This window comes from Haloactinomyces albus (assembly GCF_031458135.1).
GTDB classification, from domain to species: domain Bacteria; phylum Actinomycetota; class Actinomycetes; order Mycobacteriales; family Pseudonocardiaceae; genus Haloactinomyces; species Haloactinomyces albus.
In genome coordinates this window covers 404,206-427,652 of record NZ_JAVDXW010000001.1, presented here as the reverse complement: position 1 = coordinate 427,652, position 23,447 = coordinate 404,206, and the positions used below count along the sequence as shown (strand labels likewise).

The following is a 23,447-nucleotide window of genomic DNA, read 5'->3' as shown; positions in this document are numbered from 1 at the left end:
GGATGGACGGCTGCTCAGCCGATGGGGTGGGCAATAACGAGTCAGGCGATGATGCCGATCGCCAGCATGACGAAGAAGAGCGCCACCAGCAGCGTGATCAGGACGATGCCCGTCAGCCACAGCCATTTCATCGGGCGGGCTTCGGCGCGTTGCGGATGGGAGACGCTGTCGGTTCCCGAGGGCGATGCCGGGGGAGTCTCGCCCGGCGGCACCGACCCACCGGGTTCCAGGCCGGGAGTGCGTTCCGGCTGCGGGTCTTCCGGTTCCGAATTGTCCGGGTCGTGCGGGTCGCGGGCTGACATGCTCGCGGACTAACCCACTCGCCGGGCCCCGAAACCTGGCCGTACCCGCCTGCCGGTTCGGCCCGGTTGCCGACTCGGCTCGGTTTCCGGATCGGAATCGCCGTGGATCCGCCGGTTCTCCGTGCCGACCCTCGGTGTGTCCGGCCTCGATGCTCAAGCCGAATGTTTGGCCCCTGGTCGGGAAGGTATATCCCCATGGTGTGTGGTTGCTCAGAGCACCGGGGGTATACCGGCCTCGGGCGGACACCCGACTTCTCGTCGAGGCCATTCGGGAGGCCGCTCTGCCCAGGGGAGCACACGTGCTCGACGTGGGGACGGGGACCGGCGTCCTCGCGGTCGCAGCGGCGCGGTCGGGCGCCGCGGAAGTGACCGCCGTCGACGTGTCCCGACGCGCCGTGCTGACCGCCTACCTGAACACCCGGATGCGTCGACTGCCCGTCCGGGTCGAACGCGGCGATGTGCAGGATCCCTCGGAAACCCGGCAATTCGACGTGATCCTGTCGAACCCGCCGTACGTGCCTTCGGAGCAACCTCGTCCGCCGGAACGCGGTGGCGCTCGATCCTGGGATGCGGGCAGTGACGGCCGTGCGGTGCTGGATCCGCTGTGCGTCAGGAGTGCTCGACTGCTCGCGCCGCGGGGAACACTGCTGATCGTGCACTCCGCGCTGTGCGGGGTGGAGCGAACTCTGACGCGGCTGCGTCGGTCGGGTCTGAAAGCTTCGGTCGTGGCTCGGCGGGCGGAAAGGTTCGGGCCGGTGCTGCGTGCCCGGGCCGGCTTGCTGGAAGCCCGCGGCATCATCGAGCCCGGGCAGCGACACGAACAGTTGGTGGTGATCCGCGGTGACCGACCCGAGCCACTGGAGGGACCCGAAGCCTGCGGCGACGGGACGTGACAGGCGCCGCGTGACCGTGACACCGGACGGGCCGATCCTGATCGAAGGGCCGGTGGAACTGGTGCTCGCCGACGGCACGGCGGTCGAATCGGACCGCTTCGTGGTGGCGGTGTGTGCCTGCCGCCGCAGCCGCCGCTATCCGTTCTGCGACACCAGCCATCGGAAGCGCGTGCGCACTCCGTTGGAGTGAGCGCCAACTTTCGTTCACAAAGGCGGGACGAAAGTTGACGTTCACCCCGCTTGCTCCGGCCGACGCGAGTGCCGCGCAATCTCGGTGCTCACTACCGACCACAGTTGTGTGGTACAAAATAGGTGTGCTCCCTGTTCGATTCAGCCGCTCCGCACGCAAGCACCGGATCGGCAAGGCACATGCTCTCGAGGCAATGGGCAACGCGGGAACTCCGCAGATCATCCCTGCCGACACCGAGCACGACGAGCGGCTGTTGTGGATCGGCCCCGATGACCGGGGAGTGGAGCTGGAGGTGATTGGCATCGAGTGTGACGACATGCTGCTGGTCATTCACGTGATGCCCTACGCCTACAGGAGGAGGCCACAATCATGACTCGCTACACCGATGGCGGCGACATCGATCTCGATTCCGAAGAGGTCTACGACTCACACGGTCGCCGCATCACCGAGCAGTATGCCGAAGAAGCCGCTGACTACGATCCGACCCGGGTCCGGCCGGGACGCCCGTCGCTGTCCGCCGATGCCGCACCTGGTGAGCATTCGCCGCAGCTCCGGTTCCGGTTGCCCCCGGAATTGGCTCGGCGGGTGCGCGAGCTCGCTCATCGCGAAGGTCGCCCTCTCTCCGACGTGGGGCGAGAAGCACTGGAGGAATATCTCGCCCGCCACTGAGCTTTTCCCGTCGGCCGTTGGAGTGAGCGTCAACTTTCGTTCACAAAGGCGGGACGAAAGTTGACGCTCACTCCATGGGCAGCGGCCGTCGCAGTGATGTTCTTTCCTCGTGCCAGGCGCCGAACAGGTACTGGGCCAGTTTGCCCTCCAGCAGTTCGGTCGCCTGGATGCCGAAGACGACATCGGTGAGCAGCTCCGGCTCCCTGTCGAGCAGGTCACCGATGACGTCGCGGCGCATGATCTGCTCGTGTACGGCATCGGCTTCGATGTGTTCGGTGAAAAACAGCGTGCACTCCGGGCCTGCACCGAGCCGTTCCAGACCACGGGTGATGCGCTGCGCGCTGGGTGCGGTACTGATCTCCGCGGCGGTGAAGTGACCGACGAGGGCGCCGCGCAATCCCCGGTGCAATCCCAGCATCGACATGAGGTTGACGATGCCGATCGCCGGCGCGGGTACGTCGTCGAGATAATGCAGGTAGGCGGAATCCAGTCCTGCCGCCTCCATCAGGTCGGCGAAGAGCCGGGCATGGATGTGCTCGCCCCGCCCGCCTCCGAACTCGTCGAATTCGACCGCGACGAGGGAGGCTTTCGCCTGGCCTTGCAGGCGGGGAATCACCCAGGCATGCGGATCGGCCTCCTTGAGGTGGTAGATCGACCGATGTGCGAAGTACTCCCGCATCTGCCACCACGGCGCGGTATCGCGGAGGTGGTGTGCGATGCCGGTGCCCGGTACCGGTTCGGTGAGCAACGCGTCGAGGACGGCTTCGACATCGGTACCGCCATCGACGTCGCAGCGCAGTGCGTGCAGGAAGGTCCGTTCGAGTGCGGCCCGCACACGCAACAGGTCGGGATCCCACTCCCATTCCGGCGAGACGGATCGGAAACCGTGATAGTGCAGCTCATAGCAGATGTGCATGGCCAGGGCCAGATCGTCGCCGTAGGGGTCGGCCCGTTCCGCTTCCGCCTGCGGTACCGAAGCGGGGTCCCGGCCGTGTGCGAGCACGGTCACGACGGCCTCGGACAGCGGCCCGCGCGGTTCGGGCAGTGCGGGTGTACCGGCGGGTGCCCCGGCTCGGGTGGTACCGACGGTGGTGCTCATGGAACCTCCGAGAGCGCTGGGGAGTTCCTGGTGGTGCTGGCGATGGAGTACCCGGCGAAAGGTTTTCTCATCCGCGGTCCGCGCGGGTGGCGCTTGTTCGGCGACTCCTGTTCGAGGATTCCGGGAAGGAGGAGCCCGAGAATTCGGCTGCGGAATCGGGCAGGGTCTGCTCGGCGAGCATGCGGATCACCGCCTCGGGCCCGCCCCGCGCAGCGTCGCGCTGCCGTTCGGCGCCGGTTCCTCGCCGGAGGAGGGTGGTCAGCGCGCCGTGCACGGCATCGACATCCCCGAGCTCCTCGAGCGCGGGTGAGACGTGTTCGAGGAGTTCCCGTACGAGTTCGACGGCGGGCACCCGATGCTCGCTCACCGGGTGCACGCCGTGGCCGCGCAGCCCGTACCGCGCTGCCGACCAGACGGCAGCCGCCGCGACCTGGGGATCCACCGCGGGAGCCGCGACACCCGCGGCGAGCTCGCCGAGCGCGGTGCGGACCAGAGCGCGGCTCAACGCGGCTTGCAGCACCGCCTCCTCGACGGTGATCGCCGTATCGGCCACCCGCAGCTCCACGGTCGGCAGTCGTGGTGACGGACGAGCCAGCCAGAAGGACGTGTCGGTGTCCATCAGCACTCCACAGTCGATCATCGTCGACACCCGAGCGTCGTAATCGGCCGCCGAGGTGAATCGCGGTGGCAGTCCGGATCCGGGGAACCGGGATTGCTGCACCATGCGCCAGCTCGTATAGCCGGTATCGCTCCCGGCGTGGAACGGGGAGTTACCGGACAGCGCCAGCAAGGTCGGTATCCAGGGGCGTAGATGGTTGATCACGGCCACGGCGGTGTCTCGGTCCGGAACGCCGATATGGACATGGCAGCCGCAGGCCTGGTAGTCGGTGAGCAATCCCCCGTACGTCCGTGCGAGGCGATCGAAATGGTGGCCGGCCGAGACCGGGGGCGGATCACCGGCGACCAGGGGGGTCCCCGAGGAGATCAACCGTGCCCGCTCGGACTCGGCCGCGGCACCGAGCAGACGCCGTGTCTCGTGCAGTTGCCCACGCAGCTCGCCGAGTGTGGTGCAGATTCCGGTGGCGGTTTCGACCTGGGTGCCCATCAGTTCCGGGTACAGCGCCGCACCGGAGGGGCGCGCAGGGTGGCGGGCCGCCCGCGCCAACACCGCCGAGGCGTAGGGAACGGTCCGGCCGGAGGTGGCATCGACCAGGAGGAACTCCTCTTCCACGCCGCACGTCAGACCCGTGGCGGTGGCGGTCTCCAACGAAAGGAGGCCCTTACTGATGCTGGCCGACACCGGTTCTGATTTCCTGTGCTCGACCTCCGGGTATTTCCGGTGCCAGCGGCGGTGTGTCGGCACCTTCGTGGTGGCGTAGCCCCTCGACGAACGCGGAAAGAGCGTCGAGGGAACTGTGGTGCGGCGCCCAGCCCAGCTCCGTGCGTGCTCGGGTCGTGTCCATGATCGGAAGGCGCAGCACCGCGTCGAACAGGTGCGGTGACGCCGGTACGAGATGCGACGTCCACGCCATGCTCAGGGCGGTGCGCACCGGCCCGCTGGGCATGCGTACGGTGCGGGCGCCGAAGAGCTCGGCGAGTTGTGCCGCGTCGACGACCGGATCGGCCGCGATGTTGAACGCGCCGTGTACCGGCGTGTGTACGGCCAGCCGGTAGGCTTCCGCGGCATCCGCCGTGTGCAGGGTCTGAAATCGCAGTCCCGGCAGGTCGGGGATGATGGGCAGCAGTTCCGGGTGGGCCAGGCGTTGCGGCAGGAACGGACCCGCGAACAGGCGCCGCTGCTGGGATGCCGCCTGCTGCTTGAACAGGAAGCCCGGCCTGATACGGACGACACGCAGGTCGGCGTGTCGCTGCTCGAACGCGTCGAGATACCGCTCGAGGTAGGCCTTCTCCCGGGTGTAGGCCGCACCGGGCCATCCGTGCGTCGGCCACTGCTCGTCGACCGCACGTGTCTTCGGTCCCGGCGAATAGGCCCCGACCGAGGAGGCGTAGATGAGGCTTCGCACGCCCGCTTCGGCGGCTGCGTCGAAGACGCGCATGCTTCCGTGCACGTTGTTGTGCCAGGTCGAGACCGGGTCGTGCGTGGGCTGGAACACCCACTCCAGGTGGATGACCGCGTCGGCTCCGCGAAAGCGCGAAACCAGATCGTCGGTGCGGACATCGGTGTGCTCCCAGCGCACCTTTGGTGCGGACCACGTGGCCTGCCTGCGGGAGAGAGCCGTGACCTGCGCGATGTGCGGATCCCGGCTCAGGGCATCGACGACACTGGTGCCGACATTGCCGGTAGCGCCTGCGACAACGACGTGTGCGCCGGTGGACTGTGTGTGCTCGGTCATCAGTGCTCCGTCGGGAACGTGTCGGCGAAGGCTGCTTCGTGGATGCCCCGTCACCGCCACGGCAAACCTCGGCACCCGGGACCGGAGCCCGAGAGAGCCCTGCCGAGGAGTCCTGCCGAGGAGTCCTGCCGAATGAATCGATCTCCGTGCGTGTGATCGGAGCACGGACCGGGTAGTCGGCTCGTGACGAGGCAACAGCCGAGAGATGGAGCAAGGGTCATGGCACAGCAGGTCGCGGACTTCGTGGTGCAGCGTATCCGGGAATGGGGCATTCACAGCGTTTACGGCTATCCCGGCGACGGCATCAACGGTCTCCTCGGTGCGCTCAACCGCGCGCAGGGCGATCCGGAGTTCCTGCAGGCCCGGCACGAGGAGATGGCGGCGTTCATGGCCACCGGCCATGCGAAGTTCACCGGAAACATCGGATGCTGTACCGGCACGTCCGGGGGCGGCGCGGTGCACCTGCTCAATGGCCTCTACGACGCCAAGCTCGACCGCAAACCCGTGCTGGCGCTGGTGGGCCAGCAGAAGCGGGTTTCGCTGGGGTCGAACTATCAGCAGGAGGTCGACCTGACCACCTTGTTCAGGGACGTCTCGGAGTTCGTCCAGGTGTGTATGGAACCGGCGCAGGCGCGGATGCTGGTCGATCGGGCGATCAAGACCGCGCTGACCCGTCGTGGTGTGGCCACGCTGATCTTCCCCGGTGACGTGCAGGAGGAAGAGGCCGTCACCTCGCCGCCGCGGATGCACGGCTCGACGTACACCAGCATCGGCTGGAGCCGTCCGCGGATGCTGCCGGACCCCACGGAGCTGGAGAAGGCGGCCGAGGTCCTCAACAGCAGCAGCAAGGTCGCCATGCTGGTCGGGCAGGGAGTCCAGGGGGCCACCCAGGAGGTGCTCGACGTCGCCGACACGCTGGGGGCGGGCATCACCAAGGGGCTCGTCGGCCGCGCCGTCGTTCCCGACGACCTGCCCCATGTGACCGGCCCGATCGGTCTGCTCGGTTCCGCGCCCAGCGACGAGATGGTGATGAACTGCGACACGCTGTTCGTCGTCGGGTCGAGCTTTCCCTACGCCGAATGGCTGCCGGAGGAGGGGTCGGCACGCGGGGTCCAGATCGACAACGACGGCACGATGGTCGGCGCACGGTATCCGATGGACGCCCATGTCGTCGGGGACGCCAAGGAGACCTTGCGGGAACTGTTGCCGCTGCTCGAGCGCAAGCAGGACCGTTCGTGGCGGGAGACGATCGAAAGCAACGTGCGCGAATGGGAGGACGTCCTCGAACGGCGCGCGCATCAGGAAGTCCAGGCGGTCAATCCCGAACTGGCGGCCCGGGAGCTGTCCCCCTTGCTCCCGGACAGGTGCATTCTCACCTGCGACACGGGGTCCATCACCAACTGGTGGGCACGGCATCTGACATTGCGCGACGGGATGGATGCTTCCTTGGCCGGGACGCTGGCCAGTATGGGGCCCGGTACTCCCTACGCGATCGCGGCCAGGTTCGCCTATCCCGACCGCCCGGTCATCGCCTTCGTCGGTGACGGCGCCTTCCAGATGAACGGCATGCTCGAACTGATCACGGTGCGGCGCTACCTGAGCCGCATGCGCGGAGCTCCGTTGATCTTCTGCGTGTTCAACAATCAGGACCTCAACCAAGTGACCTGGGAGCAACGCGCGATGGCCGGGGACCCCAAGTTCGAGGCCTCGCAGGACATTCCCGACGTGCCCTATGCCGAGTTCGCCAGGATGCTGGGATTGGAAGGGATCCACTGCGATCGGCAGGACGGGGTCACCGAGGCGTGGCAGCAGGCTCTGGCCGCGGATCGTCCCGTGGTCCTGGAGTTCAAGGTGGATCCGGAGATCCCGCCGATCCCGCCCCACATCAAGCCGGAACAGGCCAAGAAGACGGCCAAGGCCATCGCCTCCGGAGATCCGGAAGCCGCAGGCATCACCAAGACCGGATTCCGACAGAAGATGGCCGAATTCTACGCGAAGCTTCCCAGCCGCAGTTGAGATTCGCGCACCACGGGACCCGGTTCGGCACTGTCGAGGTCGGCTCGGCGGTGGAAGAAAGGTTGTGAGCATGGCCAGCGTCGACGTCGAGTTGCAGCCACCTCGGCGGCGTTCCGAGGACACGGTGGAGCTCGAAGCGCTCCGGCGGGATCTGGAGTCCCGCGTGGACGGCGAGGTGCGTTTCGATGCAGGCAGTCGTGGAGCGTATGCGACCGATGCGTCGAACTACCGGCAGGTCCCCATCGGCGTCGTGGTGCCCCACTCCGTCGATGCCGGAGTCGAGGCGGTCGCCGTGTGCCGAGAACACGGAGCACCCCTGCTGTCCCGCGGCGGTGGCACCAGCCTGGGTGGACAGGCCACCAACGCGGCGATCGTGCTCGACTGGACCAAGTACTGCCATCGCCTGCTCTCGGTCGATCCGGACAACCGCACCTGTGTGGTCGAGCCCGGCATCGTGCTCGACGATCTCAACGCCCAGCTCGCCCCGTACGGGCTGGAGTTCGGGCCGCGACCCTCCACGCACAGTCACTGCGCACTCGGCGGCATGATCGGCAACAACTCCTGCGGAGCCACCGCCCAATGGTCGGGCAAGACCGACGAGAACGTTGTCGGTCTGGAGATGCTCACCTACGACGGCCTGCGCTGCTGGGTGGGGCGTACCGGTCGGGACGACTACGAGCGCGTCCTCGCCGAGGGAGGCCGCCGGGCGGAGCTCTACCGAGGGCTGGCGGAGCTTGCCGAGCAGGCCGGCGACCTCGTGCGGGAGCGTTTTCCGACGATTCCCCGGCGAGTTTCGGGCTACAACCTCGACGCACTGCTTCCCGAGCAGGAGTTCGATCTCGCCGGTCTCGTGGTCGGCAGCGAGGGCACCCTCGCAACGGTGCTGCATGCCGAATTGGCGCTGATGCCGGTGCTGGAGTACACGACGATGCTGGTGCTCGGCTACGACGACATCGTCGGTGCGGCCCACGCCGTGCCGGACATCCTGCACAACAGCGAACCCACCGTTCTCGAGGGTGTCGACGACCGGCTCATCTACTTCGAAAAGGTGAAGCGGCTCTCCGAGGAAGCTCGACAGATGTTGCCCGAGGGGGCCGGTTGGCTTCTGGTGCAGTTCGGTGCGCCCACTCGCGAGGCGGCGAACGAGCAAGCCGAGCATTTGCTGGATGCGTTGGGCAGGAGCCGCCACCACCCACGAGTGAACTTCTCCGACGACACGGCCACGGAGCAGGAAATTTGGGCAGCCAGGGAGGCCGGGCTCGGTGCCACCGCCCGTCCGCCGGACATGTCCGACACCTGGCCGGGCTGGGAGGACTCCGCTGTCGCCCCGGAACGGCTCGGCGACTACCTGAGCGATCTGCGGGAGCTTTTCCGGGAGTACAACCTCGGCAGACCTTCCCTGTACGGGCACTTCGGCCAGGGCTGTGTCCATGTCCGCATCCCCTTCGACCTGGTCACTGCCGACGGGCTCGAGAATTTCACCCGTTTCGTGCAAGCCGCCGCGGACCTCGTGGCCGATTACGGAGGGTCCCTGTCCGGTGAGCACGGCGATGGCCAGGCCCGCGGACCGTTGCTCGAGCGGATGTTCGGTAGCGAGGTCGTGCGCCTTTTCGAGCGGGTCAAGACATTGTTCGACCCGGACAACCGGATGAATCCCGGCAAGGTCGTGGCGTCTTACCGCGTCGACGAGAATCTGCGGCTCGGGACGGACTGGCACCCCGAGCAGCAGGACACGTATTTCGGCTACCCGCACGACGAGGGCAGCTTCGGGCGCGCCGCCATGCGGTGCGTCGGTATCGGCAACTGCCGCAGCAGCGAGCAGGGGCAGGTGATGTGCCCGTCCTACAAGGCCACCGGCGAGGAGGAGCACTCCACCCGTGGCCGGGCGCGGCTGCTCTACGAGATGCTCAACGGGCACGGCGACGGGCCGGTCACCGACGGGTGGCGTTCCAAGCGGGTCCGCGATGCGCTGGACCTGTGCCTGGCCTGCAAGGGCTGTAAGAGCGACTGCCCGGTCAACGTGGACATGGCCACTTACAAGGCCGAGTTCCTCGCCCACCACTACCGGGGACGTGTGCGGCCCGCGGCCCACTACTCGATGGGGTGGTTGCCACTGTGGGCCCGGCTCTCCGAACAGGCCCCCAAGCTCGTCAACGCGGTGCTGCACGCTCCGGGGTTGGCTCGGCTCGGCAAGCGTGTTGCCGGTATCACCCCGGAACGCGAGGCCCCGCTGTTCACGGACGAAACCGTCCAGCAATGGTGGCGGCGCCGGACCGACGAAGAACCCGATCCGGCCGGGCCGCGCACCGTCGTGGTGTGGCCGGACACCTTCACCAACCACTTCCACCCCCATATCGGGCGTGCGGCGGTCCACGTGCTCGAAGCGGCCGGATTCGACGTGGTGGTCCCGCAGGCGACGATGTGTTGCGGCCTGACGTGGATCTCCACCGGTCAGCTTGCCACCGCACGGCGAGTACTGCGCCGAACGTCGGAGGCGCTGCGCCCCTGGCTCGAGGCAGGAACTCCCATCGTCACGCTCGAACCGTCCTGCACGGCGGTGTTCCGTTCCGACGCGCCGGAGATGATGCCCGCTGACCAGGACGTGGCACGGCTTGCGGACCAGGCGCACACACTCGCCGAACTACTGGTCAACCGGACTCCGCAAGACTGGCAGCCGCCACAGCTGTCCCGTGAGGCCGTGGTACAGACCCACTGTCACCAGCATGCGACCGTCGGCTTCGATCCCGACACCGAGATCATGCGGCGCGCCGGACTCGACGTGCATCCCGTCAGCGGCGGCTGCTGCGGTGTGGCGGGCAACTTCGGTTTCGAAAAGGGGCACTACGACATCTCGATGCAGTGCGCGGAGGAAGCGCTGCTGCCCGCCATGCGGAAGACGACACCCGAGACGTTGATCATCGCCGACGGCTTCAGCTGCCGCACCCAGATCGAACAGGCAGGCACCGGGCGGACCGCGATGCATCTGGCCGAGGCACTGCACCTGGGGCTTGTCGGTGACACCGGCGGGCCGTATCCCGAGCGCGGTGCGGATCGCCCCGCTGCGAATCGAACCGCGGAGCAGGCCGCCACCGCGGTCACCACAGTGGCGGCCGGATCGGCCGTGGTGGGACTGGGCGGACTGCTCCGCAGAAAGCTCTCCACTGCCGCACGATTGCCGGACTGATGTATGCGCCCGATCCGCAGTGGGTACGCACCCGGGTAGCGAACGGCGCGCCGGGGCGGCGGAGAAGGGGTGTGCCGGTCGCGACGGCCGGCAGGCAGGACACGTGATCGGCCAGTGAGGAGAAAGGTAATGACCGTGGACGAGACCCAGGACACGCACAGGACTCCGGCATCGCAGCGCTCCACAGCCGAACTGGTCCGCGACCTCGGTGACCAACTCACCGAGCTCATCCGCACGGAACTGCGGCTGGCTCAACGAGAACTGCTGCGCAAGGGCAAGGAAGCGGGCATGGGTGCCGCGCTGTTCGGTGCCGCCGGTGTGGTGGGCGGACTCGGCGCGGTCACCATCCTCGCCGCTGTCATCCTGCTTCTCACCATCGTGTTGCCCGCGTGGCTGTCGACACTCATCGCAGGTGCCCTGCTCCTGCTGATCGCCGGTGCCATCGCTGCCGTGGGGCGCTCCCAGTTGAAGAAGTCGACACCTCTCATGCCGGAAGACGCCGTCAGCGGAGCCCAGTGGGATGCCCGGATGCTGAAAGAGGCGACGAAGAAATGACGAACGCGCAATCGGGCGGGGGACACGAGCATCCTGCTCAGGGCATCCCCAGCACCGAGGAAGACGCCCTGCACGCGGATCGCGACGTGGCCCGGCAAGAACTCGGCGAGACCATCGATGCGCTGGCCCGCAAGGCGGACTTGCCGTCCCGGTCCCGGCAAGCGGCACACGGCTACATCGTCAAGGCCCAGGACGGCGCCACCACCCTGGCACGCGCGGTGCGCCACAGCCGTGCATCCGAAATGGCCTGGTTGCCCCCCGCCGCGCTCGCCGCCGTGGTCGCGCTGGGCTCCGCGCTGGTGCTTGCGAAGTCACGGTCTCGTGCTCGCAGGCCGGGTCACCGCGGGTACGTCCGGCGATGACGGGGGAACGAGAGGTCGATGCGAAGTCGACCGTGGTGATCATGACGCACAACCGGCGTGCCGAGGTGCTGCGCACTCTCGAGCACATGACCACGCTGGCGGACGGGGCACGGGTCATCGTGGTCGACAACGGCTCGACGGACGGCACGGCCGAGGCCATCGCCACGCACTACCCCGAGGTGTGCCTGCTGCGGAGTCGGACGAACCTCGGTGCCGTGGCGCGCAACCGGGCCGTCGAACACGTCGACACGCCGTACGTCGCCTTCTGTGACGACGACGTTCGCTGGCAGCCGGGTGCGTTGAGCCGGGCGGCCACGTTGCTCGATCGCTGTCCGGAGCTCGCCGCGGTGACGGGGCGCTGCCTGGTGGAGCCGGAACTCGCCGAGGACCCGCTGACACCGGAGCTGCGCGAGTCGCCGATCCCGGCACCGTCCTGGTTGCCGGGGCCCGCCGTACTCGGCGGTCTGGCCGGAACCACGATGTTCCGTGCCGCGCCGTTCCGTGAGGTCGGTGGCTTCTCGACGCGGCTGTGGTTCGGCGGGGAGGAGGAACTGCTCTCGATCGACCTCGCCGCCCGCGAGTGGTGGATGTGCTTCGCCGAGGACGTCGTCGTGCATCACAGCCCGTCTCGGACGAGAGATTCCCATGGTCGTCGCCGGATCGGTATTCGCAACACGCTCTGGACGACCTGGCTGCGACGTCCGTGGCGCAGTGCACTACGGCGCAGTGTCTCCGTGTTGTCCACTGCGCCCAAGGATGTCTCCACCTTCCGGGCGGTCGCCGCGGCGGCGCGCGGGCTGCCGTGGGTGCTCCGGGAAAGACGGGTCGTGCCCGCCCGGGTCGAGCAGGCCCTGCGTCTGCTGGAAGAACCGCAGCGCTATTCTCGTGCCCGCCGCTACGTCGGATGAGATCGGCTGAGAGCGTTCCCCGGACCGGACCTCAGCCCGACGACGAGTTCACGGTCGGCACGCCATCCTTCGGCACTGGGGCCTTCGGTACTGAGATCTTCGGCGTGGGCTCCTTCTCCTCCCGCTGCGGTTTCTCCACCCGCTGCGGTCGGCTCGCCTCGGATGCCGTACCGGCATGTGTGGTGTCCGGCTTCACCTCGGCGGGCTTGTCGATCCGCATCAGCCACCGCGGGTTCCGCGCCGGAGCGGGCGCCGCATCGGTGGGTTGGTTCTCCGGTGGCTGCTCGGTTTCCACCTGCTGTGCCGACTGCGGCTGCTCGGCGGACGGGGCGCCGGAGTGCGCCACGGTCAGTTGAGCCCACTTGCGATGGGCGGGCATGTCGCGCCGTTCCGGCATCCGCGCGAGGTGGATCCATGCCGCGGCGGTCGCCAAGGTGGTGATCAGCCCGGCGAGCTGCAGCGCGTATCCCGGGCCGGCCTGCTCGGCCAGCCACCCGAGTACAGGTCCGCCCACGGCACCAGCGGCGGCCGTGACGATGCCCTTGGCAGCCAGCACGCGCCCGCGCATCTCCTCGTCCGAGTCGAGCTGAATTCGCGTGGTCAGGGTCGTGTCGATGACCACCGCACCGGCCGCGATCGGAAAGATCACAGCGGCGAAGATCAGCAATGCCGACGACGTCCCGCTCAGCATCTGCAGGACGCTCGTACCCATCGCCATGCCCAGCAGGATGCGCAGGGTGAGCTCGCTGCGGGAAGCGGCCAGGAGACCGCCGAGCACGGTACCGACGGCGAACACCACCGACAGCAGGCTGTAGCCGGCGGCACCGGTCCCCAGCGGCCCGTTGCTCATCGCCGCCATCGTCAACTGGTAGTTGCGCCCCAGGCTGGAGAGCACGAAACTCAGCGCGAACAGCGCGATCATCGGTCGATGCCCGAGAACGTAGCGCAGACCTGCCTTGGCACCGGCTCGTTCGGGCGTGCTGGTGGCAAGCTGGTGCATCGACTCCGGCCGGACGCGTTGGATCGCGACCAGGACCCCGAGGAAGCTCAGCCCGTTGAGCAGGAACAGCCATCCCTCGCCGGTGACACCGACCAGCGCCCCGGCCAGGCTCATCCCGAGGATCCTGCCCGCCGAGCTGATGATCGAACCGAGGCTGAGGGCGTTGCTCAGGTCCTCCCGGGAGACCAGCTGGGAACCGAATCGACCCAGTGCCGGACCGTCGAAGACGGTGATCGTCCCCGAAATCACGGCGATGCCGTAGAGGGCGGGGAGTGGGGCACCCGTCCAGGCCACAGCAGCCAGGGCCACTGCCAGCACCGCGTGCAGCGTCTGCGTCACGAACAGGATCCGGCGTACCGGCCAGCGGTCGGCGACGGCACCTGCCCACGAGCCCAACAGCACCCTGGGGGCGGCTTGGAACAGGAACGACAGGCCGAGCAGGCTCGCCGATCCGGTCATCATGAGCACGAGCCAGTTCAGCGCGAGGTTCTGCATCCACGCACCGGTCACGGACACGAAGTCGGCGGTGGCCCAGCGCCGGTAGTTGGGATGCTTCAACGCACGGAACATGGTCGCCGGAGACGGGCGGGCGATCTCGAGCCTCCTGAGCACATCGACATGCGGAAACAGGCCCGCGGGATCTCGGCCATGTCTTGCACTACGGGCGTCTGCCGTTTTCGGCGCCGAGTCGGGCCAGGGCCGAGGTGGTCGTGTCGGTACGCACATCGGCACTGACCACCCTGGCAGTGCTATATCGATTCTGACACTGAATGTGTTTGCCCTCTCAAGAAGTACCCACCCTAAAGAGTTAGTCGTGTGCTTTCTCGTTCAGGACTGATTACTTTCGGTTAATATACTCGAGTTCGGTTCCGAAAACCCAATACCGTCGGTGGCCGAGGGAGTGTGTTTCGGTTCACCCTCCGCCGGGAATTCCCTTGCTGGTCGAAAGCCTGCGTGCGGAAGGGGCGATCGTGACGGAACGGGAGCAGGCACCGGGGCAGCAGCAGCGTCCGCCCGGAAGCACGGGCGCGATGGAGCCCCATCCGGACGACGAGATGCGCTCCTATGCAGGCCGTGGCTTGCTCGACGGTGCACGTGCGCTGGTCACAGGCGGCGACTCGGGGATCGGCCGCGCGGTGGCGGTGGCCTTCGCAAAAGAGGGTGCCGACCTCGCAGTGGTGTACTTCGACTCGCTGGAAGACGCCGATGCCGAGCACACTGCAAGCCTGGTTCGGGAACAAGGCAGACGGTGCCTGCTGTACAAAGGCGATCTTGCCTCGGAGGAGTACTGCAGGCAGGTCGTCGACGACGTGGTGAACGGGTTGGGTGGCCTTGACGTGCTCGTCAACCACGCCGGAACACAACACGTCGAATCCGACTTCACCCAGCTTTCCAGCGAGCAGTTCGACCGTACCTTCAAGGTCAACGTCTACAGCATGTTCTGGCTGATCCGCGCCGCCCTGCCGTACCTGAACGAAGGAAACTCGATCATCAACACCGGGTCGGTCAACGGCCTTCGCGGCAACAAGTCGATGATGGATTACGCGGCCAGCAAGGGTGCGGTGCACACCCTGACGAAGTCGCTGGCCCAGTCTCTTGCCCAGACCGGTGTGCGGGTCAATTGCGTGGCGCCCGGCCCGGTGTGGACCCCGTTGATTCCGTCGACCCTTCCGGAAAGCAAGGTCGAGGGATTCGGTGGCCAGGCCCCGATGGGGCGGATGGGGCATCCGGACGAGATCGCGCCCTCCTACGTATTCCTCGCCGCCGAACGGCTGTCCAGCTACTACACCGGTGAAGTGCTGGCTCCGGTCGGTGGCGAGACCCATCCGGGATAAGGCCGGGTCCAAGGGACCGCAGGGTGCGTATTCGTCGGCGAGTTCGGGAATCCGAGGGCCGGGAAGGTACGCCGGAAGGCGTTGACCGGAGGAGCTCACATGCTCAGCAAGCGAGAGCGAGAAACGCTGGCGGCCATCGAACTCGGCTTGGCCGAGGACGCGCCACAGTTGGCCGAGCAATTCCACAGGTTTGACCAGGACGACACACGGATCGGCCGGTTCGGCCGTCGGCGTGGGCGGCGGCTGCTGCTCGTCATGATGCTGTTTTTCGGCGGGCTGGCTCTGGTGTGCATCCTCGGAGGCCTCGTACTCGGTGGTGTGGCCGCGGGGCTGCTTGCCGCTTCGATCGGTAGCGGGTTGCTGTATCTCAAGAGGAAAACAGGTGGCAACCGACCACATCCTTGACCGTTGGCCGCTGCCCGGTGGAAGACGCTGCCGGGCGGGGGCCATTGCCGGGTGGGGCTGCTGCCGGGTGGGGGTGCCACCGGGGCACGTGTGTGCCTGCTCGCACGTTACCGGAAGTGCTGACGGTCTCAGACGAACCGTGCGAGGCGGAGTTCGAGACTGTCCCGATCATTCGGGTGCCGGAAACCGGGCGGAGAAATGGTTCCCGGGTGGCTGCCCAGAGTGGCGCTTTCGAGGAATCGCTGTACGTCATCCGGTCCCGGCAATACTTCCTGACCGAGATAAGCCAGGGCGATCGTCTCGCCATTGTCGTCGAGTTGGAGACGCAGTGCCCAACCGTTGACCTCGTCCCAGCTCAGCAGCAGCGGACGCTCGGCTATGGTCGGCAACCGCGAGGCGACCATGATGATCGCCAGGGCGAGATCCTCGTTGGCCTCGTAATCGATGGTGAGTACCTCGTCGCCGAGGTACCGAGCGACTGTTTCCACATAGTGGCCGAGTCCGCTCGCGACGCGGTTCGTCGGATCCGTGTTCATCGCTCTCCCCTTTGAAGATCGTGCCGCTGGTGATTTCCATAGGTCGTTTCGACGATGCTGTCGCAGTGATACGGGCACGTGCTCGTATCACTGCGATCGCACGACTCGACTCGGTGAGTACTACAGCGGGAACTCGGTCGTGTCGTTGCTCGGCTCGCGCGGGGGATATTGGTCGGGCAAGGTCAACACTTCGGCGATCACGCCGGCCTCCTGGACCAGCACGGTGCAGTAGGATTCGGCGTAGGCGCGCCGCACCAGAAGCGACCGGGCCTTGGATTGGGCGGAGTTCACCGGGGAAAGGTCTCGTGCGGTGGGAGTAATGGCCACCAGCTCTCCCCGTTCGGCGGAGGTGCTGCGTTCGGTACAGTGCAGCCATGCAGCCACGGGGGAGTCGCCTGGTTGCACGCGCACCCAGACCTGTCCGGTCCGGCCCAGCTCCCATGGTGTACAGCGCTGTGCCAGTTCGCGAGCACTCTGTCGGCCTGCGCTTTCGGCAGCGATGACGAGATCTTCCCAATCGCCGTGCGAAAGTACGGAATTGTCCGGGATGCCCTTTCCCATCACCGGTCACCTCCGGCAAGAGCTTTCCGGTTCGGGAATACCCGCTGCCGCGGGTTTCAACCCGGCTCCCGAGCCGATCATGCCGCCGAATTCGGGTTGCCCGGCACCGAAGGCACTTCTAGATTGGACGTGATCGAGGAGTCCCCGGCGACCCTCCGGGTGCGCTGCCGTACAGGATGGCCGATGGAACGTGATCCCCAGAACGTACTGAGTGCCGAGGAACGCTCGCGTTTGCGCCGATGGAATGACGGCGAGTGGGTGGAGCCGATGCGGGCGACACCGACCGATACGCCGTTTTCCGATCCGGGGTGGTTGTTCGAACCCAAGCTCGACGGTGTCCGAGTACTCGTGGGACGTGACGACGGTGGTGTGCCGATGTTGTGGTCCCGTAATCACAAGCGTGTCGACGACTCCTACCCGGAGATCGTGGCGGCCATGGCCGAGCAGAACGCCGACCGGTTTCTCGTCGATGGCGAAGTGGTGGCCTTCGAAGGAAAGCGAACCAGTTTCGCCAAGCTGCAAAGCCGGATCCACGTCGCTTCCGCCGAGGAAGCTCGGGCCACGGGAGTGGCCGTTCACCTCTACCTGTTCGACATGCTGGCACTGGGAGGAGTGGATCTGCGGGCGGTACCATTGCGGACTCGCAAGCGCCTCGTCGAGGCGGTTTTTTCCTTCCACGGACCATTGCACTACGGCGGCCATCGAAACACCGAAGGTGAGAAATTTTATCGGCAAGCGTGTGAGCGGGGCTGGGAAGGTATCCTGGCCAAGCGTGCCGACAGTGGCTATGAGTCCCGCCGTTCCCGCGAGTGGTTGAAGTTCAAGTGTGTCAGTGATCAGGAGTTCGTGATCGGCGGATTCACCGAACCGCAGGGAACGCGAACGGGGTTCGGCGCTCTGCTGGTGGGGTATTACGAGAATCGTCGATTGCGGTACGCGGGCAAGGTCGGCACGGGATATGACCAGAGCACGCTTCGCGACCTGAGGAACCGGCTGGACGAGCTGGAACGAGATACCCGTTCTTTCGGTGAACGGGTCGGGGAGCGAGGGGCACACTGGGTCTCGCCGGAACTGGTGGCCCAGGTCGCCTTCACCGAGTGGACTCGCGACGGCAAGCTGCGCCATCCTCGTTTCATCGGGCTGCGTCAGGACAAACCGGCACGGGACGTGGTCCGGGAGCTCTGACGTTCGAGGGCGCGGAAGACGTGTGGTCGGCGGCACCGATTGCCGGGCAGGGATTGGTGCCGGGAATGACGGGAACACAGCAGGTGTGCGGAAAAGACCGGATCGAACACATCGAGGAAACGATGAGTGATCGAATTCTCAAACCCCGTGACGAAGGGGGATGGAAACTCGCTGTTCCCGGTGTGGCCCATGTTGACCACTACTTCGGAACCCGCGCCGAGGGGGTGGCTCATGCGAAGGACGCGATGCGCGGTGAAGGCGGCGGTGAGCTGTGGATCCACGACAGTCAGGACGCGATCGTCGAAACGATCTCGGTGACGACCGAACAGGAGTGACCCCGCGGGAGACGAGGGCACCGGAGACGAGGACGCGAGTTCGCCTGCGCAACCGCAGGACCGGGTACAGGGCACGGAAATACGGCTGGTCGCATTGCAGCGGTGAGCAGTGATGGTTTCGGCGGGAAAGCTCGCGGTGGCCGCCTCGAGCAGGCGCACCGATGCCGACGGCATCCGCGAGCCCTGGGGTGACCTGCATGCTTGGCGCGCAGGTAGGAACCAGACCCAGTGTGGTCTGGCGCTGAGCCGATCACGACTCGGACGGTTCCCGCATGTGCCGTGGACCGACGCGATATGGACAGTGGAGTCCGCGGAGGACCGGCCGACCGACGTTCGCTTGTGTCCTCGCTGCCTTGCCGCGACGAGGCGGTCACGGTCGCGACATCCACGGTGGCAGCGACGGGCACCGCGCCCGTGAACCCGCGGGTGAACGATCAGCTCCGGTACTTGTGCGACTCGCCGTTGAGGAGTGTGCGGTAAGCGCCTACGGGGTGTCCTTCTCGGCCGCTTCGCGCAGGGCGGGCAGCAGTTCGCGTTCGGCGACGTCGAAGAAGCCGTCTTGGTACTGGTCACCACCGATCTGGACGAGCGCGATATCGGTGTATCCGGCCTTCCGGAAAGCCGAGACGGACGCAACGATGGGTTCGATCTCGGCCCCGCAGGGAATGTTGGCTGCCACATCCTCGCGTCGGACGAACTGCGTGGCAGCGGTGAAGCTCGATGGTGCGGGGAGTTCGGCGTTGACCTTCCATCCTCCGGCGAACCAGCGAAACTGCTCGTGCGCGCGCTGGACGGCGGCCTCCCGATCGGTGTCCCAGCACACCGGAAGCTGACCGATCTTGCGCGCGGAACCGCCCGCGGCATCCCAGGACCGGCACAGTTGCGCATTCGGTTCCGTGCTGATCATCGCATCGGCTCGAGGTGCGAAGGATCGGATCGACCGGGAGCCGGACACCGCGATCGCCACCGGTGGGCGCTTGTTCGGAAGGTCCCACAACTTGGCCGAATCGACGCGGTAGTGCCTGCCGATGTAGTCGACGTAGTCGCCGCCGAACAGTGCGTCGATGATGTCCAGGGCTTCGGACAGCATCTCGTGACGCACCTTCACCGGAGGCCAATCACGGCCGACCACGTGCTCATTGAGATTTTCCCCCGCGCCCAGACCCAGCGTGAACCGACCATCCGAGAGCAGTGCGATGGTGGCGGCCTTCTGCGCGACCACGGCAGGATGATAACGAATGATCGGAGAGGTCACGTAGGTCATCAGTTCGATCCGCTCGGTCGCCTGCGTGACCGCCCCGAGCACGCTCCAGGCGTACGGGGAGTGGGCTTGCGATTCCAGCCAGGGCGAATGGTGATCGCTCATGACCTCGAAGTCGAAACCGGCCCGTTCCGCCAGCGGTGCATGCCGCACCAGCGCCTGCGGGCCGGACTGCTCGGTCATCAGCGTGTATCCGAACCGAACCATGCCCTCAGCTTGGCAGAATCCCGGCGCACGGGCGCGCTGACGAGCGTGTGTTCGCCGTTCCCCGGGCGAGGCCGATAATCGAGGATCGGACTGCTCAGTCGTAACCGCGGCAGATCGAACTGTCCTGCTCGTCCCCGTTCGGCTCGATTTCCGCCTGGGTCGGAAAACGGCTCGGATAACCACGCTGACCGGGAGCGATGGACTCCGCAATCGCGTCGTCCGCCTCCGTGTCCGCGATGACTTTCGGATCAGGATGGTGCATCGGAATCGCCTGTTTCCTCATCGTGCGAGAGCGAGGGCGCGATCGACGCGAGCCGCACCACGGCAGCGATTGCACTGCTGTGGATATCGGTGTCCTCGCAGATATCTCACGGCTACCCCGGAGAAGCGCTCCGTAATCCCGTGTGTGTGCCGGTTGCCATGGCGATGTATGGACGTCCTCGTCTCTGGGTAGGTATCTCGTAGCGGAGACGGACCGACGACCCAGGGAGGAAAACCGATGTCCGAGGCAACCCGGCAGCGCGACATGATCGGCATGCTCATTGCCGACCACCGCAGTGTGGAAGAGGCGTTCCAGGAATTCGAGAGCGGTGACGGTGCGCCCGAACAGCGGCGCAATCTCATCGACCACATCATCACCGAACTCGTCCGGCACTCCGTCGCCGAGGAGCAGTACCTGTACCCGGTGGCGCGGGAGAGCCTGCCCGACGGCAACGAGATCGCCGATCACGAGATCGCGGAACATGCCGAGGCCGAACAGACGATGAAACAGCTCGAAGGTCTCGATCCGAACGACGAGCAATTCACCACCACCGCCGGCGAGTTGATCTCGTCGATTCGTCACCACGTGCAGGACGAGGAAAACGACCTGTTCCCGAAACTCCGGCAGTCCTGCAGCAACGAACGACTCGAAGAACTCGGTGGCAAGATTCAGCAGGCCAAGGACACCGCGCCGACCCGGCCGCACCCCTCCTCGCCCACCCAGCCGCCCATGAACAAGCTCCTCGATCCGGGGACCGGGCTTGTCGACAGGGCCCGTGACGCGCTCACCGGCCGTTCGCACTAGCGCCCGGCGCTGGTGCGTGTCCGGTTTGTCCTGGTGGGACTGCCGGTTTTCCCAAAAACTTCAACCCCATCCCGAACGCGGCGCTGCCCTCGCCGAGGCGAGGGCAGCGTGCGGGATCAGGTGCCTTGTGCGACCTCGGCGCTGACGGCATCGGCCCCGTCGTAGGTGCGGTCGGGGAGAGTGCGCAGGGCACGGAGCACCTCGTCGTCGGCTCCGGCCTGTTCGGCATTGCGAACCAACTGTTCTTTGCTCACCGGGTAGTCGACGATGCCTGCCAGGAACTCCTGTACGTGTAGCGGGTCGGGTTGCTGCGTCATCCTGAACCACCTCCCGGGTCGATGTCCTGCCCTGCTGTTACCCGTGACAGCGTGAGCTAATCCTCGGGTGTGCGTGTGGCCGCCGCCGGAAGTTGGGTAGTAGCGAGGCGTGATGCGAGGAAAACGCGACGGCAAGCGGGACCGCACCGAATACGAACGTGGCCTTCCCGGTCACCATGACCTGTTCGCCCGGGTCACCGGTGCGCCCTCCGGACTGAGCGCGCTGACACTGCGGTTGTGGCTGGCCGGTTTCGGATTCGTGTTCTGCACCGTCTTCGCGATCTTGGTGCTGTATTACCTTCCGCCGCTGGCCTGGTTCGGCTGGATTCTTCTCGTGCTCGGTGCGGTGGCCCTGGTCGACTTCTTCTGGGTGCTGCACCGCAAACGTCGCGGTGAACCCGGTTGAACACGCAGCACCATCGCGCATCGGAGGACCCACCCACCTCGTGTACCCGGTGGCGGCGAGATGGGTGGGCATCCTTCGAGTTCCGAGCGGCCCGGGAGCTCTCGACTCCGGAGGCCTTATCAGCGCACGGACGGCCGGAAGAGATGCGACTCTCCGTGGTGGAGGTAGTGAAACTCCGTGCTCACGGCGGAGACTTCGGCTGCTCTCCGGAGATCGTCGAGACCGGACTGGAAGACGGAGTAGTCGTTGTAGTGGATGGGAACCGCTTCGCGGGGCTGGACGATTTCCACGGCCTGCACGGCCTGCTCTCCGGTCATGGTCACCACGGTGCCCAGCAGCGTCGTTCCTCCCGCGTGCACCAGTGCCAGGTCGATGCCGGGGTACCACCGGGGAATGTCGTGGAGGCGGTCATGCAGCAGGGTGTCGCCGGTGATGTAGAGCCGGAAGCGGTGATCGTCACCGTGGTGGAAGTCGAGCACGGACCCCATCACCGGCGGTAGTAAGCCCGCCACGTGGTCCGGTGCGTGCTTGCCGGGCATCGAGGTGATCCGCAGGCTCGCATCGCCTTTGACGATGTCCTGGGACTGCCAGGTATCCAAGGCATGTCCGCCGGTGAATCCCTGCTCGGTGAGCTGCCGCACGGCGTGGTCATTGGTGATGATCGGAAGGCTCTTGTCGAGTTCCCGAGCGGACACGTCGTCGAAATGGTCGCCGTGATGATGGGACAGGACGATGAGGTCGAGCGGAGGGAGATCGGCGATCTGGCATGCCGGTTCGACCTCACGACGCGCGTACGTGCCGTGTCCGAGGTGTACGTGCTCGCCTTGGTGCAGAAACGTCGGATCGGTCAGGATGGTGAAGCCCGCGTAGCGGATGAGAGTCGTGGCATTCCCGATGAAGTACACTTCGCCTTCGCCGAAGTCCTCGGTTTTTTGCCCGGTAAGCTCGATCGCCGTGGTCATGGCGGCTCCTTCGTACTGGCTGTGCAGTGCGTTCCCGCCCGGAATACCCAGCAATGCTCCCACGGAGACACAGTTCGGCGCCGTGCTGCCCATCGGTGGGGTGCCGGTCGAGGACGGTGTGCCACGGCTGGCATCTGGTAACCCCGTACCGGAGGTGAACCATCGTGCGGTTGTTGACGGTGGGGCACGGCACCGCCTCCCTGGAGGAGTTCGCCGAGCTTCTCGGGCAGGCCGGTGTGGCGCTTGTCGTCGATGTGCGCAGCGCGCCGGGCAGCAGGCGGAATCCGCAGTTCGCCCGTAGTGAGCTCGAACGATCCCTGCCTGCACGGGGGATCGAATACCGGTGGGACAAGCGGCTCGGCGGTTTCCGGAAACTCGCCGAGGACTCGCCGGATCGGGTATGGCGACATCGCGCCTTTCGTGCCTACGCGGGGCACATGCGCACCGCGGAGTTCCGTGCGGGCATCGAGGATCTGCTCGCCGGAACAGGAGAAGGGCATCCCGGTGCGGTGATGTGCAGCGAGAGCGTGTGGTGGCGGTGTCATCGCCGCATGATCGCCGATTACGCCCGACTGGTACACGGGATCACGGTCGAACACCTGATGCATGACGGTCGCCTGACCGAGCATCCTCCCCTCGAGGGTGCTCGTCTCCGCGAGGACGGGCTGCTGGTCTACGACGCAGGTCAGCAGCTCGAATGAAGCAGGACGACAGCAGGCTTCCTGCTTTGTCCGGACTGCCACATTCGCAGGGGAGACCGTTGTGGTGTGCCGAGCACGAACGAAGAAGTGCTCGAAGCGCCCGGCCGGGCTCGTCGCTCCGGGCGATATCCTGGAACG

Annotated in this window: 27 protein-coding genes; 16 read left to right on the top strand and 11 right to left on the bottom strand. The window is 66.4% G+C overall.

Features of this window, described 5'->3' with window-relative positions; translation table 11 throughout:
* Positions 1-41 precede the first annotated feature (41 nt).
* Positions 42-302: a DUF6480 family protein gene (locus JOF55_RS01990; protein ID WP_310268645.1), complete on the bottom strand. Its 261-nt coding sequence runs from the start codon at positions 300-302 to the stop codon at positions 42-44.
* A gap of 200 nt (positions 303-502) precedes the next feature.
* On the opposite strand from JOF55_RS01990, the gene JOF55_RS01985 reads away from it, so the two are divergent.
* The 4 genes from JOF55_RS01985 to JOF55_RS01970 all read left to right on the top strand — a co-directional run bounded on the left by JOF55_RS01985 (position 503) and on the right by JOF55_RS01970 (position 2,054).
* The gene (locus JOF55_RS01985; protein ID WP_374727202.1) at positions 503-1,195 is read left to right on the top strand and encodes a HemK2/MTQ2 family protein methyltransferase; all 693 of its coding nucleotides are present in this window, start codon (positions 503-505) and stop codon (positions 1,193-1,195) included.
* Between the two features lie 10 nt (positions 1,196-1,205).
* Entirely contained in the window at positions 1,206-1,385 is a 180-nt protein-coding gene (locus tag JOF55_RS01980; RefSeq protein ID WP_310268638.1) for a CDGSH iron-sulfur domain-containing protein, read from the top strand.
* A 124-nt stretch (positions 1,386-1,509) separates the two neighbouring features.
* A complete protein-coding gene (locus JOF55_RS01975; protein WP_310268636.1) occupies positions 1,510-1,758 on the top strand; it encodes a hypothetical protein in 249 nt (82 codons plus the stop codon).
* Positions 1,755-2,054: a ribbon-helix-helix protein, CopG family gene (locus JOF55_RS01970; RefSeq protein WP_310268633.1), complete on the top strand. Its 300-nt coding sequence runs from the start codon at positions 1,755-1,757 to the stop codon at positions 2,052-2,054. Before JOF55_RS01975 ends, JOF55_RS01970 begins: the two co-directional genes overlap by 4 nt.
* A 67-nt stretch (positions 2,055-2,121) precedes the next feature.
* Here JOF55_RS01970 and JOF55_RS01965 read toward each other — a convergent pair whose 3' ends face one another.
* The 3 genes from JOF55_RS01965 to JOF55_RS01955 all read right to left on the bottom strand — a co-directional run bounded on the left by JOF55_RS01965 (position 2,122) and on the right by JOF55_RS01955 (position 5,507).
* Entirely contained in the window at positions 2,122-3,153 is a 1,032-nt protein-coding gene (locus JOF55_RS01965; RefSeq protein WP_310268630.1) for an iron-containing redox enzyme family protein, read from the bottom strand.
* Positions 3,154-3,220: 67 nt separating this feature from the next.
* On the bottom strand, positions 3,221-4,453 hold the full coding sequence (locus tag JOF55_RS01960; protein ID WP_310268627.1) for a carboxylate-amine ligase: 1,233 nt from the start codon (positions 4,451-4,453) through the stop codon (positions 3,221-3,223).
* Positions 4,434-5,507, bottom strand: a complete 1,074-nt coding sequence (locus tag JOF55_RS01955) for an NAD-dependent epimerase/dehydratase family protein (RefSeq protein WP_310268624.1) — start codon at positions 5,505-5,507, stop codon at positions 4,434-4,436. Before JOF55_RS01955 ends, JOF55_RS01960 begins: the two co-directional genes overlap by 20 nt.
* Before the next feature lie 219 nt (positions 5,508-5,726).
* On the opposite strand from JOF55_RS01955, the gene JOF55_RS01950 reads away from it, so the two are divergent.
* From JOF55_RS01950 to JOF55_RS01930, 5 genes are all read left to right on the top strand, one after another.
* Entirely contained in the window at positions 5,727-7,523 is a 1,797-nt protein-coding gene (locus tag JOF55_RS01950) for a thiamine pyrophosphate-requiring protein (protein ID WP_310268622.1), read from the top strand.
* 70 nt (positions 7,524-7,593) lie between these two features.
* Entirely contained in the window at positions 7,594-10,707 is a 3,114-nt protein-coding gene (locus JOF55_RS01945) for an FAD-binding and (Fe-S)-binding domain-containing protein (RefSeq protein WP_310268619.1), read from the top strand.
* Positions 10,708-10,836: 129 nt separating this feature from the next.
* Positions 10,837-11,262, top strand: coding sequence for a phage holin family protein (locus tag JOF55_RS01940; RefSeq protein WP_310268616.1), 426 nt, complete (start codon positions 10,837-10,839; stop codon positions 11,260-11,262).
* Entirely contained in the window at positions 11,259-11,624 is a 366-nt protein-coding gene (locus JOF55_RS01935; RefSeq protein ID WP_310268613.1) for a DUF3618 domain-containing protein, read from the top strand. The genes JOF55_RS01940 and JOF55_RS01935 overlap by 4 nt, the downstream gene beginning before the upstream one ends.
* Positions 11,621-12,532 carry a glycosyltransferase family 2 protein gene (locus tag JOF55_RS01930; RefSeq protein WP_310268610.1) on the top strand — a complete coding sequence of 304 codons (912 nt, stop codon included), beginning with the start codon at positions 11,621-11,623 and terminating at the stop codon, positions 12,530-12,532. Before JOF55_RS01935 ends, JOF55_RS01930 begins: the two co-directional genes overlap by 4 nt.
* A 31-nt stretch (positions 12,533-12,563) precedes the next feature.
* Here the strand turns inward: JOF55_RS01930 and JOF55_RS01925 are convergent, their stop codons facing one another.
* Entirely contained in the window at positions 12,564-14,090 is a 1,527-nt protein-coding gene (locus tag JOF55_RS01925; RefSeq protein WP_310268607.1) for an MFS transporter, read from the bottom strand.
* Between the two features lie 473 nt (positions 14,091-14,563).
* On the opposite strand from JOF55_RS01925, the gene JOF55_RS01920 reads away from it, so the two are divergent.
* Entirely contained in the window at positions 14,564-15,367 is an 804-nt protein-coding gene (locus JOF55_RS01920; RefSeq protein ID WP_374727355.1) for an SDR family oxidoreductase, read from the top strand.
* 99 nt (positions 15,368-15,466) lie between these two features.
* Positions 15,467-15,772, top strand: a complete 306-nt coding sequence (locus tag JOF55_RS01915; RefSeq protein ID WP_310268601.1) for a DUF3040 domain-containing protein — start codon at positions 15,467-15,469, stop codon at positions 15,770-15,772.
* 128 nt (positions 15,773-15,900) lie between these two features.
* On the opposite strand, the gene JOF55_RS01910 is transcribed toward JOF55_RS01915, so the two are convergent.
* Positions 15,901-16,308 carry a DUF6292 family protein gene (locus JOF55_RS01910; protein ID WP_310268598.1) on the bottom strand — a complete coding sequence of 136 codons (408 nt, stop codon included), beginning with the start codon at positions 16,306-16,308 and terminating at the stop codon, positions 15,901-15,903.
* A gap of 120 nt (positions 16,309-16,428) precedes the next feature.
* A complete protein-coding gene (locus tag JOF55_RS01905) occupies positions 16,429-16,869 on the bottom strand; it encodes a hypothetical protein (protein ID WP_310268595.1) in 441 nt (146 codons plus the stop codon).
* Positions 16,870-17,052: 183 nt separating this feature from the next.
* Here JOF55_RS01905 and ligD point away from each other — a divergent pair, with 183 nt between their 5' ends.
* Both ligD and JOF55_RS01895 read left to right on the top strand, forming a co-directional pair.
* Positions 17,053-18,054 (top strand): non-homologous end-joining DNA ligase, encoded by a 1,002-nt coding sequence (gene ligD, locus JOF55_RS01900; protein ID WP_310268591.1) that lies wholly within the window; start codon positions 17,053-17,055, stop codon positions 18,052-18,054.
* 65 nt (positions 18,055-18,119) lie between these two features.
* Positions 18,120-18,389 (top strand): DUF2188 domain-containing protein, encoded by a 270-nt coding sequence (locus JOF55_RS01895; protein ID WP_310268588.1) that lies wholly within the window; start codon positions 18,120-18,122, stop codon positions 18,387-18,389.
* Between the two features lie 484 nt (positions 18,390-18,873).
* Here JOF55_RS01895 and JOF55_RS01890 read toward each other — a convergent pair whose 3' ends face one another.
* Together JOF55_RS01890 and JOF55_RS01885 are read right to left on the bottom strand one after the other, a co-directional pair.
* Positions 18,874-19,857, bottom strand: coding sequence for a TIGR03557 family F420-dependent LLM class oxidoreductase (locus JOF55_RS01890; protein ID WP_310268585.1), 984 nt, complete (start codon positions 19,855-19,857; stop codon positions 18,874-18,876).
* 94 nt (positions 19,858-19,951) lie between these two features.
* A complete protein-coding gene (locus tag JOF55_RS01885) occupies positions 19,952-20,119 on the bottom strand; it encodes a hypothetical protein (protein ID WP_310268582.1) in 168 nt (55 codons plus the stop codon).
* A 237-nt stretch (positions 20,120-20,356) separates the two neighbouring features.
* On the opposite strand from JOF55_RS01885, the gene JOF55_RS01880 reads away from it, so the two are divergent.
* Positions 20,357-20,923: a hemerythrin domain-containing protein gene (locus JOF55_RS01880; protein ID WP_310268580.1), complete on the top strand. Its 567-nt coding sequence runs from the start codon at positions 20,357-20,359 to the stop codon at positions 20,921-20,923.
* A gap of 116 nt (positions 20,924-21,039) precedes the next feature.
* On the opposite strand, the gene JOF55_RS01875 is transcribed toward JOF55_RS01880, so the two are convergent.
* Positions 21,040-21,240: a DUF2795 domain-containing protein gene (locus tag JOF55_RS01875; RefSeq protein WP_310268577.1), complete on the bottom strand. Its 201-nt coding sequence runs from the start codon at positions 21,238-21,240 to the stop codon at positions 21,040-21,042.
* A gap of 112 nt (positions 21,241-21,352) precedes the next feature.
* On the opposite strand from JOF55_RS01875, the gene JOF55_RS01870 reads away from it, so the two are divergent.
* Positions 21,353-21,646 (top strand): PH domain-containing protein, encoded by a 294-nt coding sequence (locus JOF55_RS01870; RefSeq protein ID WP_310268576.1) that lies wholly within the window; start codon positions 21,353-21,355, stop codon positions 21,644-21,646.
* A gap of 119 nt (positions 21,647-21,765) precedes the next feature.
* Here JOF55_RS01870 and JOF55_RS01865 read toward each other — a convergent pair whose 3' ends face one another.
* Positions 21,766-22,608, bottom strand: coding sequence for an MBL fold metallo-hydrolase (locus JOF55_RS01865; RefSeq protein ID WP_310268574.1), 843 nt, complete (start codon positions 22,606-22,608; stop codon positions 21,766-21,768).
* Positions 22,609-22,772: 164 nt separating this feature from the next.
* Between JOF55_RS01865 and JOF55_RS01860 the strand changes: the two genes are divergently transcribed.
* Positions 22,773-23,309, top strand: coding sequence for a DUF488 domain-containing protein (locus tag JOF55_RS01860; RefSeq protein ID WP_310268571.1), 537 nt, complete (start codon positions 22,773-22,775; stop codon positions 23,307-23,309).
* Positions 23,310-23,447: the final 138 nt, after the last annotated feature.